General features: G+C 41.8%; 15 protein-coding genes. 14 read left to right on the forward strand and 1 reads right to left on the reverse strand.

Annotated features, from left to right (window positions below):
• Positions 1-24: 24 nt before the first annotated feature.
• The 4 genes from recN to ACFPZG_RS12615 all read left to right on the forward strand — a co-directional run bounded on the left by recN (position 25) and on the right by ACFPZG_RS12615 (position 4,741).
• Complete coding sequence (gene recN, locus ACFPZG_RS12600) at positions 25-1,722, forward strand: DNA repair protein RecN (RefSeq protein WP_283732163.1); 1,698 nt, start codon at positions 25-27, stop codon at positions 1,720-1,722.
• Positions 1,723-1,858: 136 nt separating this feature from the next.
• A complete protein-coding gene (locus tag ACFPZG_RS12605) occupies positions 1,859-2,824 on the forward strand; it encodes a SpoIVB peptidase S55 domain-containing protein (protein WP_317940739.1) in 966 nt (321 codons plus the stop codon).
• Positions 2,825-3,089: 265 nt separating this feature from the next.
• Positions 3,090-3,884, forward strand: coding sequence for a sporulation transcription factor Spo0A (gene spo0A / locus ACFPZG_RS12610; RefSeq protein ID WP_283732161.1), 795 nt, complete (start codon positions 3,090-3,092; stop codon positions 3,882-3,884).
• A 134-nt stretch (positions 3,885-4,018) separates the two neighbouring features.
• Positions 4,019-4,741, forward strand: a complete 723-nt coding sequence (locus ACFPZG_RS12615) for a glycerophosphodiester phosphodiesterase (RefSeq protein WP_283732160.1) — start codon at positions 4,019-4,021, stop codon at positions 4,739-4,741.
• Positions 4,742-4,965: 224 nt separating this feature from the next.
• Here the strand turns inward: ACFPZG_RS12615 and ACFPZG_RS12620 are convergent, their stop codons facing one another.
• Positions 4,966-5,196 carry a DUF2627 domain-containing protein gene (locus ACFPZG_RS12620; RefSeq protein ID WP_283732159.1) on the reverse strand — a complete coding sequence of 77 codons (231 nt, stop codon included), beginning with the start codon at positions 5,194-5,196 and terminating at the stop codon, positions 4,966-4,968.
• 126 nt (positions 5,197-5,322) lie between these two features.
• Between ACFPZG_RS12620 and ACFPZG_RS12625 the strand changes: the two genes are divergently transcribed.
• From ACFPZG_RS12625 to scpA, 10 genes are all read left to right on the forward strand, one after another.
• Positions 5,323-7,077: a sigma 54-interacting transcriptional regulator gene (locus ACFPZG_RS12625; RefSeq protein ID WP_317940738.1), complete on the forward strand. Its 1,755-nt coding sequence runs from the start codon at positions 5,323-5,325 to the stop codon at positions 7,075-7,077.
• Positions 7,078-7,092: 15 nt separating this feature from the next.
• Entirely contained in the window at positions 7,093-8,001 is a 909-nt protein-coding gene (yqiS, locus tag ACFPZG_RS12630) for a phosphate butyryltransferase (protein ID WP_283732157.1), read from the forward strand.
• A 29-nt stretch (positions 8,002-8,030) separates the two neighbouring features.
• Positions 8,031-9,128, forward strand: coding sequence for a branched-chain amino acid dehydrogenase (gene bcd / locus ACFPZG_RS12635; protein WP_283732156.1), 1,098 nt, complete (start codon positions 8,031-8,033; stop codon positions 9,126-9,128).
• Positions 9,129-9,164: 36 nt separating this feature from the next.
• Positions 9,165-10,247: a butyrate kinase gene (gene buk / locus ACFPZG_RS12640; protein ID WP_317940737.1), complete on the forward strand. Its 1,083-nt coding sequence runs from the start codon at positions 9,165-9,167 to the stop codon at positions 10,245-10,247.
• A gap of 28 nt (positions 10,248-10,275) precedes the next feature.
• Entirely contained in the window at positions 10,276-11,703 is a 1,428-nt protein-coding gene (gene lpdA / locus ACFPZG_RS12645; RefSeq protein WP_283732155.1) for a dihydrolipoyl dehydrogenase, read from the forward strand.
• A gap of 179 nt (positions 11,704-11,882) precedes the next feature.
• Positions 11,883-12,890: a thiamine pyrophosphate-dependent dehydrogenase E1 component subunit alpha gene (locus ACFPZG_RS12650; protein WP_317940736.1), complete on the forward strand. Its 1,008-nt coding sequence runs from the start codon at positions 11,883-11,885 to the stop codon at positions 12,888-12,890.
• The gene (locus tag ACFPZG_RS12655; RefSeq protein WP_283732154.1) at positions 12,890-13,873 is read left to right on the forward strand and encodes an alpha-ketoacid dehydrogenase subunit beta; all 984 of its coding nucleotides are present in this window, start codon (positions 12,890-12,892) and stop codon (positions 13,871-13,873) included. The genes ACFPZG_RS12650 and ACFPZG_RS12655 overlap by 1 nt, the downstream gene beginning before the upstream one ends.
• Positions 13,874-13,893: 20 nt before the next feature.
• Entirely contained in the window at positions 13,894-15,216 is a 1,323-nt protein-coding gene (locus ACFPZG_RS12660; protein WP_317940735.1) for a dihydrolipoamide acetyltransferase family protein, read from the forward strand.
• A 183-nt stretch (positions 15,217-15,399) separates the two neighbouring features.
• Entirely contained in the window at positions 15,400-17,106 is a 1,707-nt protein-coding gene (locus ACFPZG_RS12665; protein ID WP_283732153.1) for a methylmalonyl-CoA mutase family protein, read from the forward strand.
• The gene (gene scpA / locus ACFPZG_RS12670; protein ID WP_317940734.1) at positions 17,084-19,237 is read left to right on the forward strand and encodes a methylmalonyl-CoA mutase; all 2,154 of its coding nucleotides are present in this window, start codon (positions 17,084-17,086) and stop codon (positions 19,235-19,237) included. The genes ACFPZG_RS12665 and scpA overlap by 23 nt, the downstream gene beginning before the upstream one ends.
• The last annotated feature ends 24 nt before the right edge of the window (positions 19,238-19,261 follow it).

A 19,261-nucleotide genomic window follows, 5' to 3' on the forward strand; every position in this document is an offset into this window, starting at 1 on the left:
TCAATAAAGGAGGCTCGTATTTACATGTTAAGTGAACTATCCATTCGTAATTTCGCTATTATCGAACAACTTGAAGTATCGTTTGAAGAAGGTTTAACTGTTTTAACAGGTGAAACAGGTGCCGGAAAGTCTATAATTATTGATGCAATTCAGCTTCTAGTCGGGGGAAGAGGTTCCCAAGAATTTATTCGCCATGGTGCAAATAAAGCGGAGTTGGAAGGCATGTTCATCATCGAAGAAGAAAATCATCCTGTTTTTGAAAAGTTAAATGACTTTGGAATAGATTTCGAGGATGGCAATATTATACTTAGGCGCGATATCAATTCAAATGGTAAGACGTCTTGCAGGGTTAATGGCAAGCTTGTGACTATTGCAAGTTTACGTGAAATAGGTTCTCAGTTAATCGATATCCATGGCCAACATGATAATCAGGAACTTATGCATGAGAGAAGGCATATTCACCTGCTTGATCAATTTGCAGGACAGCCCTTATTTGAAGCCCATAAAAATTACCATGATATTTATGAACGTTATGTAAAACTAAAGCGAAGACTTGAAACAGCTAATGAGAATGAACAACAGGTTGCACAGCGTATAGACCTTTATTCTTTCCAGTTAAAAGAGATTGATGCAGCAGGTCTACAGGTTGGTGAAGAGGAAGAACTTGAGGAGGAAAAGCTAAAACTCCAACATTTTAATCGGCTTTTCGAACGGTTGAATACTGCATTTGAATCCATTGGCGGAGATAATCACGCTTTGGATTGGGTTGGATCGGCAATGAGCGATCTGGAAGATGCCGCTTCAATTGATAAAGAGCTTTCTTCACAGGCTGAAATCATTTCGTCATGTTTCTATTCCCTTCAGGATGTATCTCATGAGCTTAAAAGTATAATTGACAGTATGGAATTCGACCCTATGAGGTTATCTTTTGTAGAAGACCGTCTTGCTTTGCTTCTATCATTAAAAAGAAAATATGGTACAACGATAGAGGATATCCTAATTTATCGGGAAAAGATTTCTGATGAGCTGGATCAGTTGCTGAATCGAGATGCGCGTATTGTGGAAGAACAAGAAAAGCTTGATCAGTTAAAAAAGGACTTGGAGATCGAAGCAAACGAGTTATCCATAATAAGGAAGAAATCTGCTAGTGTGTTGGAAAAAGCGATTATGCAGCAATTAAAAGAACTACATATGGAAAAATCCGATTTTAAGGTTTCTGTTACAAGAAAACCAGCAAATGTATTTGACAGTAACGGAATTGATGATATTGTTTTCCTAATTTCAACAAATGTCGGTGAGCCATTAAAACAACTTGTTAAAATAGCGTCCGGCGGTGAACTATCACGGATTATGTTGGCGTTAAAAACAATTTTTTCAAAACATCAAGGAATTACTTCAATTATTTTTGATGAGGTAGATACTGGTGTAAGTGGACGGGTCGCACAGGCAATCGCTGACAAAATTTCCATGATTGCAGTAAATTCCCAAGTGCTTTGCATTTCCCATCTTCCACAAGTGGCGGCAATGGCCGATCATCATCTTCTTATTAAAAAAGAAGTAACTGATAATCGGACAACAACAGCCGTTGCTGAAATATTTGAAATAGAGCGAACGAAGGAATTATCGAGGATGCTTTCCGGAGCCGAAATTACTTCGTTAACTTTACAGCATGCGGAAGAGCTACTTTCAATGGCTGAAACAAGAAAAGCTACATTTCATTGATATTTAACAATAAAAAACATTATAGGAAACGATTATTTACGCATACTTAATGTATGCGTTTTTTCTTGTTTTACCCTTTCATAAGTTCCGTCAGAACGGACATACCAATAGTATCTTTCAGCTGAGGAGGTGAACCATGGGATGGAGTAGGCGACTGTTGTCCGTTTCGTTTGCCACGCTTTTGTTATTACTGCCTTTCCACGAGAAAGTATCGGCAACTTCAAGAGATCATGTCATTCCAATGGGACATTCCATTGGTATTCAAATGGATTTGTCCGGTGTTTATATTACGAATGACGTACTCGTTCAGGAAGATTATTGGTTGAAGGCAGGCGATTCCATTATCAAAATGGAGGGGATACCTGTCGTTAATCTGAGGGACTTTGAAAAAGTCGTCGGCAAGGCAAAAAAAGATCGAATCCACATGAATATCAATCGGAAAGGAACACCGATTGAAATACTTGCGGATAGGGATGCGGTAAAACGTCTCCTGCCATTCCTCAAAGACCGAACAGAGGGAACAGGAACTTTAACATATGTTGACCCGAATAGTGGAACATATGGCGCCCTCGGCCATCAGATTGTCGATAGTTCCTTAAAATCACCACCATCATTCAAAAAAGGCGCGATTTACCTCTCTGAAATTGAGCAGATTAAGAAAAGTATACCAGGCACTCCGGGTTACAAGATATCTTCCATCATAGATGGTGAAGATTACCTTGGCACAATTAAAACAAATGGCGTATATGGAATTTTCGGCAACTGGAATGCTGCCTATAAGAAAGTTTTATCCGAGCCGCTTGAAATCATGCAGCCCACGGAATTAAAGACTGGGGCAGCGGAAATTTTTACAACCGTAAAAGGGACTGAAGTCGAGACATTCTCCATCCGAATTACGCATATTGAAGAAGAACAATTCCAGTTCATTCTAACGGATCCTGTCTTGTTAGAAGCAACGGGTGGAATTTTGCAGGGGATGAGTGGAAGTCCCGTTATCCAAAATGGAAAGTTTGTTGGTGCCATAACGCATATGTTTGTGGATGAACCAAAGAAAGGTGCCGGTTTATTCTTAGTGACAATGCGTGACGGCGAAGGAAAGTAATTCCATTTTAAAAGGTCAATCCATTGGGGATTGACCTTTTTTTTCTTTATAATCCACCGCCTGTCGAAGCTAAACGCCGCCTTCCACACTTTAATGTCCTGTCAAAGTCCGTCGAAATTTAGGGAAACCCTAATTCATTAGACGCATTTTCAAATTTCTTAAAGGAATGTTAAATCGTTTGTCGAATTTTTACTATACATAAGTTTGCTTAAAGCGAAAAATGTAAAAGGGATAACCAATGGAAAAATACGGGGGGAATTGTGGGATGACGAAAGTGAAAATTGCAATTGCGGATGATAATAAAGAGCTTGTTAAAACGATGACCGCTTATTTTAAACAACATCCGGACCTTGAGGTGATTTGGTCTGCTCATAACGGCAAAGTTTGTCTTTCCATGCTTGAGGAAAACAAACCGGATTTGTTGCTTCTTGATATAATTATGCCCCATTTGGATGGTATAGCTGTTTTGGAAACGATTAAAGGGAATCCAGAAATGTCAGCTATGCATATAATAATGCTAACCGCTTTTGGTCAAGAGGATGTAATGGCTCAAGCTGGAGGCCTTGGTGCATCATATTTCATGTTGAAGCCTTTTGAATTCGATCGATTAATCACACAAATACACCAAGTTGCTGGAACACAAAAACCAGTTAGACCAACGATGCAAGCACCGAAAGAAGAAGTTGAGGATACTGGTATGACACAGCGAGCACTTGATACAACAATAACGACCATCATAAAAGAAATTGGCGTTCCAGCACATATTAAGGGATACGCTTTTTTACGGGAAGCCATTCAAATGGTTTACACAGATAATGATTTACTTGGTTCAGTTACAAAAGTTCTTTATCCGGATATTGCAGAAAGATACAAAACAACCCCGTCACGAGTAGAAAGAGCAATACGGCATGCAATTGAAGTTGCATGGAACAGGGGAAATTATGATACAATTTCCAAAATATTCGGTTATACAGTACATCATTTAAAAAGTAAGCCAACGAATAGTGAATTCATTGCAATGATTGCAGATAAAATTAGACTTGAAAACGTGGCAAGTTGAAATCATACTAAAATTCTTAATCGGACACAGGCCATAGCTTGTGTCCTTTTCATTCGGAAGATCCAATAAAATCTTTTAGGGAGTTCCTTGTTCGATTGGAGTATAATAGTAAAAACTCGAAAGGTGTTTTGAAATTGTCAATTGAATCCCCAAATTATAAACCGCTTGTTTTTGCGCATAGAGGAGCCTCTGGAGTTTGTTTTGAAAATACGATGAGTGCATTCAAGGAAGCATTGAGGCAAGGAGCAGACGGCATTGAGTTGGATGTACAGCTTACTGCCGATGGGATACCTGTAGTTGTTCATGATAAGGATCTATCGAGGGTTGCTGGCATTCGGAAACCCATTTCGTCACTAAGCCTCAGTGAATTGAAAGGAATTAAAGTTGGCAGGAAGTTTATTAGAAATTTTGCCGGTCATGAAATTCCTACATTGAGTGAGGTTGTTTCATTTTGCGCATTGAATCATCTTGCATTGAATATCGAATTGAAAGAAACAGTATCGGAAAGACCCGAATACCTAAGGGATATCCTTAATATGGCTCTTCTTTTGGATCAAGTGCATATATCATCATTTGATGCAGGAATTCTCGAAAGGGTAAAAATGATGGAATCTTCACTTGAAATTGCCTTTTTAGTGAAAAAGAAAACGACTGACTGGGATGATTTAGGGAAATATCATTTCGCGGATGGATTCCATTTATCTAAAAGTCTCATGCAGGAGCCTTATTTGAGTAAGATGGTAGATAGCGGGAAGATATTAAGAGTATACGGAGTGACGGGAAAGGAAGAAAACATACGCAATCCTGCTCCGTCAATAACGGGCTGGATAACCGATTATCCAGGAAGGTTCAAATAATATAAAAAGGGACATCAGCATAACTTGCCGATGTCCCTTTTTATTTGGTTGCATTAATATTTTTTGTTGATTATAGTTGCTCCGTTGATTGGAGCGAAAGGCGGCGACTCCTGCGGGAATAGCATGAGCTGAAGACCCCGCAACGAAGCGTAGTGAAGTGAGGAGGCTGAAGCCATGCCCGCGGAAAGCGTCCGCCTGTAGCGTAAATCAACAGTATCTGCATATTATTTAAATCTTTCCTGAACTCTTCCTTTACGACGGTCGCGGCGTAAAAGGAAGCCTGCGAAAAATGCAAGACCTGCACCAAACATAAGTAAACCGATTACAAATTGTAGCCAAATGAACGGAAGTGGGCTGAATAGAATGCCGAAAAGCGAATCACGCATCAATTTAATGCCACCAGCCGTTATTAAAATGGGTATCAAAAGAACGATGAAAGCTGCCATTCGTGCCATATTATCAATCTCCTTAACATTTTTTATTTTACCTGCTCAACAAATATTGTCAAGAACTGTGCAATCGTGTATGATGAAAATAGATTTGCAAAAGATTGCATGGTGCTAAAAGGAGAATGAATATCCTTGCAAAGTGTTCTTTTAATTGACCTGTTGAAAACTAATGATCAATTCTTTCGAAGGATTCAAACAGAGATGGATAGGCAGCGTTTGATACTCAACTCAATTGATGAAGGTATGATTGGGATTGATCAAAAGGGGATTGTCGATTTCATAAATGAAAGCGCTTGCACAATGTTAGAAGTTTCTGATTTCAACACAATTGGCAAATCGATTTTCGAGATAATTCCCGATAGTAAGTTAGTTAGGGTTCTTAATTCTGGAAAACCTGAACTGAATGACGAATTGGTTCTTCCGAATGGTCTGGCAATAATCAGCTCTCGTTACCCACTTATTTCAGCAACTGGGGAAAGATTTGGTGCGTTTGCAGTTTTCAAGGATGTATCCGAAGTAGTCAAATTAGCTGAGGAAGTTACAGACTTGAAATCAATAAAAACGATGCTCGAAGCCATAATTCAATCAAGTGATGACGCAATTTCAGTCGTAGATGAAAAAGGAAATGGCGTACTTGTCAATCGGGCATATACAAGAATCACAGGCTTGTCTGAAGATGAAGTGATTGGAAAACCCGCCACCGTAGATATTAACGAGGGTGAAAGTATCCATATGAAAGTCTTAGAGACACAAAAACCAATTCGCGGAGTTAATATGCGAATAGGTGAGGAGAATAGGGATGTTATTGTAAATGTAGCTCCTATTATAGTCAACAAGCAGATGAAAGGCAGTGTTGGTGTCATCCATGACATCACAGAAATGCGAAATCTGATGAAAGAGCTTGATTGGGCTAAGCAAATCATTCGGAAATTGGAGTCGACTTTTACATTTTCCGATATTCACGGGAATTCTCCAGATATACGTCTATCAATTGATCAAGCAAAAATTGCTGCGAAGTCGGATATACCTGTTTTATTAAGAGGTGAACCTGGCTCGGGGAAAGAGCTCTTTGCAAATGCTATTCATAGTGAGAGTAGTAGAAAATCCTATAAATTTATACGTGTGAACTGCAGTGCGATTGACCCTTCCGTCATTGAAAGGGAGTTATTTGGGGAATATGACCAAGATAGTTCCAAGCCTGTTAAATCGGGATTATTTGATGAGGCCTTTAGCGGCAGTATTTTTCTTGATGAAGTAACTGACTTGCCTTTAGGCGTTCAACTTAGGTTATTGGATCACTTAAAAGAAAGAACAATTCAAATGAATGAACAGCGTGAATTTAATCCGGTGCGTATCATCGCAGCAACCTCCAAAAACTTGGAGAAAGCCATTCATGAAGGTTCATTCAATATCGATTTGTATTATGCATTAAACCGTATTACCATTCAAATTCCTTCATTGCGAAATAGGAAGGCGGACATTCCTGAAATTGCAGTTCAATTACTGAAGAAATTAAATCAAGAATTTGGGATGAATGTTGGAGAAATATCTGATGAAGCAATGAATAGATTGCAACGATATGAATGGCCAGGAAATGTTCGGGAACTTGAAAATGTACTCAGTCGGGCGATGATTTACATAGGGCCAGGTTCGTCAATTATTCAAGTCGAGGATATTAGAAGGTCACTTTTTACAAACGAAGTTAAAACGACTGAAGAGATTCTTCCAGAGAAGAGTACTCTTGCGTCAGTTATGGATGATTACGAACGATCAGTCCTTGAAAAAGCTCTGGACGAGCATAATGGAAATAAATCATTGACAGCGAATCGTCTCGGTATTTCATTGCGCTCCTTATATTACAAACTAGAGAAATTTAAACTTATCTAATGGTGGAGGGCTGAAATGACGACACTAAATGCACTAGTAGAAAAAACTGCGGCCTCCGGTTTTAGGACAGTAGCTGTGGCAAGTGCGGCGGACCCGGAAGTCCTCCAAGCGGTGGAGATGGCAATGATGAGAGGGATTGCCTCCTTTATTTTAGTTGATAATGAGGAGCTATTAAAGAGACTTATTAAATCGCGTTTCCCGGAATTAGAAAGCAATCCTTATATTTCGATTGAGCATGCCGATACTATTCAGGAGGCAGCTGAGAAAGCTGTCCGTTTCGTTTCGACTGGGGAAGCGCAAGTCTTAATGAAGGGGAATTTGCCCACAGCAATTGTCTTAAAAGCTGTGTTAAACTCTGAATATGGATTGCGAACAGGAAAGGTGCTTTCCCATGTAGCGGCTTTTGAAGTTGATGGATACAATCGCTTGCTATTTGTAACGGACGCCGGGATGAATATTGCCCCTAACCTTGAAGAGAAAGCACAAATCATCCGGAATTCAGTAGCGGTTGCTAAAGCTTGTGGAGTTGCTGTACCAATTGTTGCACCCCTCGCAGCCATTGAGACCATCAATCCTGTCATGATACCTACGACGGATGCTGCGGCGCTTGTCGTTATGAATCAGAGGGGGCAAATCAAAGACTGCATTGTCGATGGACCGCTTGCATTAGATAATGCTGTGTCTGTCAAATCGGCCCAACACAAAGGAATTGTTAGCGATACGGCTGGGAAAGCCGATATCCTTGTCGTTCCGTCCATAGAAGCGGGAAATATTTTGTATAAATCACTTATGTACTTCGCCAATGCTAAAGTCGGAGGAATTATACAAGGAGCAAGAGCGCCAATTGTTCTCACTTCAAGATCTGATAGTGCAGAAACAAAGTTGTATTCTTTGGCGTTAGCTATACAAACTTCAAAAAAATAATACGGATTATCCCAAGGAGGAAATGCATCATGGAATTATTTAAATATATGGAAACTCACGATTATGAACAACTTGTTATCTGTCAGGATAAAACTTCCGGCCTTAAAGCAATCATCGCGATTCATGACACAACACTTGGACCAGCATTGGGTGGAACTCGCATGTGGACTTATGCAAGTGAAGAAGAAGCAATTGAAGATGCACTACGACTTGCAAAAGGTATGACATATAAAAATGCAGCTGCCGGATTGAATCTTGGAGGCGGGAAAACAGTTATCATCGGAAATCCAAGAACGGATAAGAATGATGAAATGTTCCGCGCGTTTGGTCGCTTCATTGAAGGTTTAAATGGTAGATACATTACTGCCGAGGATGTTGGTACAACTGAAGAAGATATGGATTTAATCCATTTAGAAACTGATTATGTTACAGGAGTTTCCGCGGAATTCGGTTCATCAGGAAATCCATCACCAGTTACAGCTTACGGCGTTTACAAAGGAATGAAAGCTGCAGCAAAAGAAGCATTCGGTAGCGATTCCCTTGAAGGCAAGACGATTGCTGTACAAGGCGTCGGTAACGTAGCCTATACACTTTGTGAGTATCTCCATGAAGAAGGCGCTAAATTGATCGTAACGGACATAAACAATGAGGCCGTACAACGTGCTGTTGATGCATTCGGTGCAATTGCTGTCGGAATTGATGAAATCTATTCACAAGACGCAGATATTTTTGCACCATGTGCACTTGGAGCAATCATCAATGACGAAACGATTCCACAATTTAAATGCAAAGTTATCGCTGGCTCTGCAAACAACCAATTGAAAAATCCTGAACATGGCGACATCATTCATGAAATGGGAATCGTTTACGCTCCAGACTACGTCATCAACTCAGGCGGTGTTATCAATGTGGCTGATGAGCTTGCAGGCTATAACCGTGAACGTGCGATGAAACGCGTGGCAGGAATTTACGACACAATCGAACAAATCTTTGCGATTTCAAAACGTGATAATATCCCAACATACGTAGCTGCCGACCGCCTTGCAGAAGAAAGAATTGCAAGAGTTGCCAAATCTCGTAGCCAATTTTTGCAAAATGAAAAAAGTGTTCTTTCAAATAAAAAATAAAAGACGGCGCATCTCAGAAGAGTAGGAGGGATGTTCGTGCATAATGAGATCTTTAGGATCCTTGTTATCAATACGGGGTCAACATCAACGAAAATCGGTGTGTACGATAATGAGCATCTTGTATTTGAAGACACATTGAGACATTCAGCAGAGGAACTTGCACAATATCCTTCGGTTATCGATCAATACGTTTTCAGGAAAGATTCTATTATCGCATCGTTAGAGCGCGGAGGAGTCGCCTTGGATGAACTGCATGCAGTTTGTGGTCGGGGTGGACTTCTCCGTCCAATTGCGGGCGGAACATATATTGTCAATGCCCCAATGATCGAAGACTTGAAAAAGGGCTATTCCGGACAACATGCATCCAATCTTGGTGGCATCATAGCCGAGAAACTCGCAAATGCCACTAAGATTCCGGCATATATTGTAGATCCAGTAGTTGTTGATGAAATGCATCCGCTTGCCCGTATTTCAGGATTTTCATTAATCAATCGAAAATCGATTTTTCATGCTTTAAATCAAAAAGCAGTTGCAAGACGGTATGCCAAACAAATTGGTAAACGTTATAAAGATTTGCGTCTCATTGTCACTCATATGGGTGGAGGCATAACAGTTGGCGCACATCGTTTTGGAAAAGTGATTGATGTTAATAACGGCTTGCACGGAGACGGACCATTCAGCCCGGAACGAGCGGGAACAGTTCCAATCGGTGAATTAGTCGATCTTTGCTATTCAGGAACTTATTTCAGAACAGAAATCATGTCGAAATTGGTAGGAAAAGGCGGACTCGTAGGATACCTTGGAACAAATGATGCTGTCACTGTAGAAAAACGGATTGATGCAGGCGATGAAGAAGCGGCTCTTGTCTACGAAGCGATGGCATACCAGGTGGCAAAGGAAATTGGAAGTGCCGCAACTGTCCTTGAAGGGAAAGTAGATGCCATCATTCTAACCGGAGGGCTTGCTTACGGGAAACAATACGTGGAAATGATAAACTCCCGAGTTCAATGGATTGCAGATGTAGTTGTCTATCCCGGAGAAGATGAATTACAAGCACTTGCAGAAGGTGCTTTACGCGTCTTGAACGGTGAGGAGAAAGCAAAAACCTATCCCGCGTGATGGATAGCAAAGAGGAGGCCATAAACAGATGGCAGTCGAATATGATGTAGTTATTTTAGGCGGCGGAACAGGCGGGTATGTAGCAGCTATTCGTGCAGCACAATTAGGGCTTAAAACAGCTTTAGTTGAAAAGGAGCTACTTGGCGGAACTTGCTTGCATAAAGGATGCATTCCAAGCAAGGCTTTGCTGAAAAGCGCTGAAGTCTACAAAATTGCTAAAACGGATGCTGCGCATTTCGGTGTCGAAACAGCCGGTGCCACGCTAAACTTTACCCGTGTCCAAGCAAGGAAAGAAGAAATCGTCCAACAGCTTCATAAAGGTGTTACTGCCTTGATGAAGAAAGGCAAAATAGATGTCTATGAAGGATTTGGCAGAATGTTAGGCCCATCCATCTTCTCTCCAATGCCGGGCACCATTTCTGTTGAAATGAATAATGGTGAAGAAAATGAAATGCTCATCTTAAAAAACCTTATTTTAGCTACCGGATCAAGACCCCGCACTTTACCGGGACTAGAACTGGATGAAATCCAAGTTCTTTCTTCAGATGGTGCGTTGAAAATGACTAAATTACCGAAGTCGATGTTAATCGTCGGCGGTGGAGTAATCGGAATCGAATGGGCTTCCATGTTATGTGATTTTGGAGTGGAAGTTACAGTAATTGAATACGCTGACAGAATCATCCCAACTGAAGACGAAGATATATCAAAAGAAATGAAAAAACTTCTTTCGAAAAGAGGAGTCACTTTCATCACAGGTGCAAAAGTATTGCCTGAAACGCTTTCAAAATCAGAAGAAGCAGTTACCATTTCAGCTGAAATTGCTGGTGAAACGAAAGAGTTTACTGCGGAGAAATTGCTTGTATCCGTAGGAAGGCAGGCCAATACTGAAGGAATCGGCATCGACAACACCGAAATCCAGTTAGAAAAAGGCTACATACAGACTAAATCGACGTTCCAAACGAAAGAAAGCCATATCTACGCAATCGGCGACGCAATCGGCGGACTTCAATTGGCACATGTTGCCTCACATGAAGGGATAGCTGCTGTTGAACATATTGCTGGACTTTCAACGGAACCGATTAATTATACAAACATTTCCCGATGCATCTATTCAAGCCCTGAAGCTGCAAGTGTCGGGTTGACTGAAGCACAAGCGAAAGAGCAAGGATACAATATAAAAGTAGGTAAATTCCAATTTGCAGCAATCGGCAAAGCACTCGTCAATGGTAACGCAGATGGATTTGTAAAAATTATCGCCGACAAAGATACAAACGACCTATTAGGCATCCATATGATCGGAGCTCATGTTACAGATTTAATATCCGAAGCTGGCCTTGCGATGGTTCTTGACGCCACTCCATGGGAAGTAGCATCTACAATCCACCCACACCCATCCCTTTCCGAAGTAATGGGCGAAGCAGCACTTGCAGTAGACGGAAAAGCTATTCATATGTAATTTTCAATATATCATATCAGATTATATTTATTTCTTGTGATTTCTGTTGCTTGTAGTGGAAGGCGGCGACTCCTGCGGGAATAGCATGAGCTGAAGCCATGCCCGCGGAAAGCGTCCGCCTGGAACGGAAAGCAACAGTTTTATTAATATGACAACCGAAACGAAGGGGGATTCATACAATGGCGAAATTGCGTCATGAAGAATTAGGATTGACGAACGAAAATGTTCTAGAAATCTACGAAACAATGGTAATGGCTAGACGTTTGGACGAACGCATGTGGCTATTAAACCGTGCCGGAAAAATTCCATTCGTCATCTCCTGCCAAGGGCAAGAAGCCGCTCAAGCCGGAGCAGCATACGCACTTGACAAAAACAAAGACTGGATTGCACCATATTACCGCGACATGGGAGTCGTCCTCCACTTCGGAATGACACCAAAAGAACTAATGCTCTCAGCATTCGCAAAAGCAGAAGATCCGAACTCTGGAGGCCGTCAAATGCCTGGTCACTTCGGACAACGAAAAAACCGTATCCTAACAGGATCTTCCCCTGTTACAACACAACTTCCGCACGCTGTCGGAGTTGCACTTGCGGCTAAAATGAAAAAAGAAGACTTCATCACATTTGTCACATTAGGTGAAGGTTCATCCAACCAAGGGGACTTCCACGAAGGGATGAACTTTGCAGGAGTCCATAAATTACCGACTGTAGTAATGGTCGAAAACAATAAATATGCAATTTCAGTGCCTCTTGAAAAACAATTGGCTTGTGAAAACGTTTCGGACCGTGCAGTTGGATACGGCATGCCCGGCGTAACAGTTGATGGTACAGATCCACTCGAAGTCTACCGTGTAGTAAAGGAAGCTGCTGACCGTGCTCGTAGCGGAGAAGGACCAAGCCTTGTTGAAGCAATTTGTTACCGCTTGACTGCTCACTCTTCAGACGATGACCATCGTCTATACCGAGATGCAGAAGAGCTTGAAGCTGAACGAAAAAATGATCCAATCCCTAAATTTGCAGCTTACTTGAAAGAAGCCGGTGTCATGGATGACACGCTTGAGAAAGATATTGACGAACGCATCAAGAGAATCGTCAATGAAGCGACTGACTATGCGGAGAAGGCTCCTTACGCTGAACCGGAATATGCACTTCGCCATGTCTATAAAGAGGAAGGGGGAGACCAATAATGGCTGTACTTTCATATATTGATGCAATTACACTTGCGATGAAGGAAGAAATGGAACGGGATGAAAATGTATTCGTTCTTGGAGAGGACGTTGGTAGAAAGGGTGGCGTATTTAAAGCGACAACTGGCCTTTATGACCAATTTGGTGAATACCGTGCACTCGACACGCCACTCGCAGAATCTGCGATTGCCGGTGTTGGAATTGGAGCTGCAATGTACGGAATGCGTCCAATTGCCGAAATGCAATTCGCGGATTTCATAATGCCTGCGGTGAACCAGATTGTTTCTGAAGCAGCGAAAATCCGTTACCGTTCAAACAATGATTGGTCTTGTCCGATTGTTATCCGCGCTCCATTTGGTGGTGGAATTCATGGTGCGTTATACCATTCCCAATCAGTCGAGTCCATGTTCGCAAGTACACCAGGATTGAAAATCGTTATTCCTTCTACTCCTTACGATGCAAAAGGTCTCTTGAAGGCGGCTATCAGAGATGATGATCCGGTACTTTTCTTTGAGCATAAGCGTGCATACCGTTTGATAAAAGGCGAAGTTCCTGAAGAGGAATACGTTTTGCCGATAGGTAAGGCCGATGTGAAGCGTGAAGGTGATGATATTACGATCATCACATACGGACTATGTGTACATTTTGCACTACAAGCAGCTGAAAGGCTTGCTGAAGATGGAATATCTGCACATATCTTAGACTTGCGTACAATTTATCCACTCGATAAAGAAGCAATCATTGAAGCTGCTTCAAAAACGGGTAAGGTATTGTTAGTGACGGAAGACAACCTGGAAGGTAGCGTAATGAGTGAAGTTTCTGCGATAATCGCAGAGAACTGCCTCTTTGACCTTGATGCACCTATCAAACGTCTTGCGGGACCTGATATTCCTGCTATGCCATATGCTCCAACAATGGAAAAGTTCTTCATGGTCAACCCGGATAAAGTTGAAAAAGCAGCGCGTGAATTAGCAGAATTTTAATCGGAAAGGAGGATTTCGAAGTGGCAATTGAAAAAATCGAAATGCCTAAACTTGGCGAAAGCGTTACAGAAGGAACGATTGAAAAGTGGCTTGTTAAACCCGGCGACACGGTTAATAAATACGATCCATTGGCAGAAGTGAATACGGATAAAGTTACTGCGGAAATCCCTTCATCTTTCGCTGGTGTAATTAAAGAAATTACCGTGCAAGAGGGCGAAACGGTGGAAGTGGGAGTCGTCGTCTGTACGATTGAAACGGAAGGCGGAGCGGAAGGGAATGCTGAACAGGTTAGTCAACCTGCAGCAGTGCCTGCAAAAGAGGAACCTGCGAACGAAATGCCAGCTGCTGGATCTCAAAAACCGGCCTCGCCTCTTAAACGCGGAGCAGGAGCAGCCCGCTTTTCACCAGCAGTTATGAGAATGGCGCAAGAAAACAATATCGACCTTTCGCTCGTTGAAGGATCCGGAAAAGAAGGGCGCATAACGCGTAAAGACCTTCAAGCGATTATCGACAGTGGCGAAATTCCAACAGCGGCTGCACAGAAAGTTGAACCGGTTGCTGAAGTTGTTCAGGCGGCACCCTCCCAAGAGGCGCGTCCAGTTAACAAACCTGCTGCCCCTGAGGCAATTCCTACTGCTGCTGGTGATATCGAAATTCCAATCACTGGTGTGCGCCGAGCAATTGCGACTAACATGCTCCGTTCTAAGCATGAAGCACCTCATGCGTGGACTATGATTGAAGTCGATGTGACGAATCTTGTCCAATACCGTGATTCATTGAAAAATGATTTCAAACAAAAGGAAGGCTTCAATCTGACATACTTCGCTTTCTTCGTGAAGGCTGTATCACAGGCATTGAAAGAATTCCCTATGATGAATTCCATGTGGGCCGGGGACAAAATCATCCAAAAGAAAGACATCAATATTTCCATCGCAGTAGCAACGGAAGATGCTTTGTTTGTACCTGTCATCAAACATGCAGATGAAAAAACAATTAAAGGAATCGGAAGGGAAATCAATGAATTGGCTTCAAAAGTCCGTTCAGGAAAACTCAAATCCGACGAAATGCAAGGCGGTACATTCACTGTAAACAACACAGGATCTTTCGGATCTATCCAATCGATGGGTATTATCAATTATCCGCAAGCTGCCATCCTACAGGTCGAATCCATCGTGAAACGTCCTGTCGTCATGAATGGTGGCATGATCGCTGTAAGAGATATGGTAAACCTTTGCCTATCACTTGATCACCGTGTATTGGACGGACTCGTAGCGGGACGTTTCCTTGCACGCGTTAAAGAAATACTCGAAAATATAACAGCAGATAACACATCTGTCTATTGATGAAATTTCAGCTGTCTCTCTTTTAGGGGGACAGCTTTTTTGTGTATGAAGAGAGTAAATTTGCCATTCTGACTTTCAAAGAAATTGCATGTCAGGTACACTATAAATAGGCTTTAAAGAATTATAAAATAATTTCTACATAGTTTTCACGACTCCTCATGAATAACGAAAGGAGCAATTCCATTGACAGTTGAAAATATGAAAAAAACAACATTTAATAAAGCGGACTTTAAGCAGTGGAAAGAGATTGCTATACAATCACTTAAAGGAAAGCCATATGAAAGTCTAATTGCAAAAACATGGGAGGGCATTAACCTCCAGCCCCTTTATTTCGAAAAAACAGATTATAAAAAAACAAACAATGAAAACACGACAACCATTCAGTCAATGAAAGAAAACCGAGGTTGGACAATTGCACAACAAACCATTGCTGATCATGCATCTTCTTTTATTGCCGAACTGAAAAATTCACTTGATAGAGGAAATGAATCAATCGTTTACGATGGCTCGTTTTCATTTGACTGGGAAGAGGATGAATTACTGCAGTTAGCCTCATTGCTGTCGGAATATCCCGTGTTTTTTATGAACATTAAGAATGATGATCCTATTTTAAGAGCTTTTGATTTTGTTCATCATGAAATTAGGGAAAACGTGAAGGGGGTCGTTCAGTCGGAAGATTGGATAATTTCTGTCGGTTATAAAAATTTAAGGACAATCGGTGCGGATCTTTGGAAAGTACATCATGATGGTGCCGATGCTGTTTTAGAACTTGCCATCGCCCTTTCTGAAGCTGCCCGAATTGCTGAAGGGACAGAATCATTCCAATCGTTTGCGGATAATTTCTTCGTCCGGTTTGCAATTGACACGCATTTTTTCATGGAAATTGCTAAACTACGAGCATTCCGGATTCTATGGAAAGCTTTTTCAAAAGCATATGAAATTGACGATGCACCATATATACCAATAATGGCTGTAACTTCAGTACGATCCTACTCAAAACTGGATCCCTATGTAAATTTGCTGCGTGCAGGAAATGAAACATTTGCAGCAATTTTGGGCGGCTCTGACTTTATAACAGTTCATCCTCATGATTGTTTGACTGGGCCAAATGCAAGTTCGATACGATATGCAAGGAATATTCAACTTGTTTTAAAGGAAGAAACTCATGTAGAAAAAGTGCTTGACCCTGCTGGCGGTTCATACTTCATCGAGGAATTAACTGATGAACTTGTCGAAAAGGCTTGGGATTTATTTTTGGAAATCGAAAATAAGGGTGGACTTGACGTCTTTCTTCAAGGTGGCGAATTGAAGGAACTCTTGTCAAAACGTCAAACAGAAGTGAATACTGGCAAAAGATCACTTACCGGCACAAATGTATATGCCGAACTTGGAACTACAAATTTTGATGATTGGGATGGGTTCAAGCAACTGAATAGGCTAGCGAAACCATTCGAGGATTTTCGGAAATTAGCGAGTGAAAACCAGCCTAAAACAGTGTTAGTTACATTCGGCGAGTTAAAAAACTTCAAGCCTCGTGCAGATTTCGTTACAGGATTCTTGGCTTCAGGCGGTATAAAAAGTGAATGGAGTCCTTCATTCCAAACAGCCGAACAAGCTATTGAATGGTTGAATACAGCGAAACCTGACTACGCAATTATTTGTGCTACGGATGAGGAACTGTCTAATATCGTTGAATCAATCCTTGAAAAAATGCCTGAAGGTCTACTATTGGATGTCGCAGGTAAAGTCGATAAGGAAACTGAACGAAAATGGTGTGCGAAAGGGTTGAACGGCACAATTTTCAGTGGTCAAAACAAAATTGAAAAACTCCATACCATTTTTGATTCATGGCAAGGGGGGGCTACAAATGATGAAACCAGATTTCAATAAAGTTGATATCAACGCGCTGAAAATCACAAATCATTCCGTAAGTAATGAAAAGCCGTTCCTTACGAATGAAGGAATTGAAATTAAAAAAAGCTATTCAATTGAGGATGTTGCGGGAATTTCGCATTTGGATGATCTACCGGGCATCGCACCGAATACGCGTGGGCCTTATCCAACAATGTATGTAGCTCGTCCATGGACTGTTAGGCAGTATGCAGGATTCTCAACTGCAGAAGAGAGTAATGCCTTTTATCGACGGAACTTGGCGATGGGGCAAAAAGGATTATCTGTCGCCTTTGACCTCGCGACACACCGTGGCTATGACTCCGATCATCCACGTGTAACAGGCGATGTTGGAAAGGCCGGTGTCGCAATCGATTCGGTCGAAGATATGAAAATCCTTTTTGACGGGATTCCACTCGATCAAATGTCGGTATCAATGACAATGAATGGTGCGGTTCTTCCAATCATGGCTTTTTATATCGTTGCTGCTGAGGAGCAAGGTGTTTCGCCATCAAAACTCTCTGGGACGATTCAAAATGATATTTTGAAAGAATATATGGTTCGCAATACGTATATTTTCCCGCCTGAAATGTCGATGCGGATTATTGCGGATATTTTTGAGTATACATCAAAGAATATGCCGAAATTCAATTCCATTTCAATCTCTGGCTACCATATGCAAGAAGCCGGGGCAACAGCGGATATCGAGCTTGCTTATACATTGGCGGATGGGTTGGAATATGTCCGGACTGGACTTAAAGCAGGCATTGATATCGATTCATTCGCCCCACGCCTATCTTTCTTCTGGGCAATTGGCATGAATTACTTCATGGAAATCGCCAAGATGCGCGCAGCTCGAAAAATTTGGGCACAAATGATGCAATCATTCAATCCATCAAACCCGAAATCACTCGCCTTACGAACTCATTCCCAAACCTCGGGATGGAGTTTGACAGAGCAGGATCCGTTTAATAACGTAACCCGAACATTGATTGAGGCAAATGCTGCAGCAATGGGCCATACGCAGTCATTACACACAAATGCACTTGACGAAGCGATTGCACTACCGACTGATTTCTCAGCAAGAATAGCGCGTAATACGCAATTATTCCTTCAGGAAGAAACATATATGACGAAAACGATTGACCCATGGGGCGGCTCATATTATGTCGAAAAGCTAACCGCTGAACTAACGGAAAAGGCTTGGGCTTTAATCGAAGAAATCGAAGAATTGGGCGGTATGGCGAAGGCAATCGAAACTGGTTTGCCGAAAATGAAAATCGAGGAAGCAGCTGCAAAACGTCAAGCGAAAATTGACTCGCGTGCAGAAACAATTGTCGGGGTGAATAAATACCGACTTGAAAAAGAAGAGCCGATTGATATTTTGGATATCGACAATTCGCTTGTTCGCCAAAAACAAATCGATCGTATTCATGAAGTGAAAAAGAATCGCAATGAAAATGCAGTCGAAAAAGCGTTGGAAGCACTTACTCATGCCGCACAGGACGGAGAAGGTAATCTTCTTTCGTTATCGGTGGAAGCAGCAAGGGCAAGGGCAACGATAGGGGAAATCTCGGATGCAATCGAGAAAGTGTCGGGCAGACATAAGGCGGTGATTCGTTCGGTGAGTGGCGTATACAGCTCGAACTTCACGAATGCTGAAGAAATCGAAGAAGTGAAAAGAATGTCTGAAGAGTTTTTAGAAAATGAAGGCCGTCGACCGCGGATTCTTATTGCAAAAATGGGACAAGACGGACATGACCGTGGCGCGAAAGTAATTGCCTCATCATTTGCCGACCTCGGATTCGACGTGGATATCGGTCCTTTATTTCAAACTCCGGAAGAGACTGCGTTGCAGGCTGCTGAAAATGATGTGCATGTCATCGGAGTAAGTTCACTTGCGGCAGGACATAAAACACTTGTGCCTACATTGCATAACGAACTGAAGAAAATCGGCCGTGAAGACATCCTGATTGTCGTTGGCGGGGTCATTCCTGCCCAGGACTATGACTTCCTAAGAAGTAATGGCGCGACGGCAATATTCGGTCCTGGAACGGTCATCCCTGTAGCGGCACAGAAAGTGATAGAAGATATTTACAAAGCGCTCGGTTATGAGGAAGTGACAGAGTGAATAAAAAGAATCGTTTACAGGACG

This window comes from Sporosarcina thermotolerans, assembly GCF_042658975.1.
In the GTDB taxonomy this organism is placed as follows: Bacteria; Bacillota; Bacilli; order Bacillales_A; family Planococcaceae; genus Sporosarcina; species Sporosarcina thermotolerans.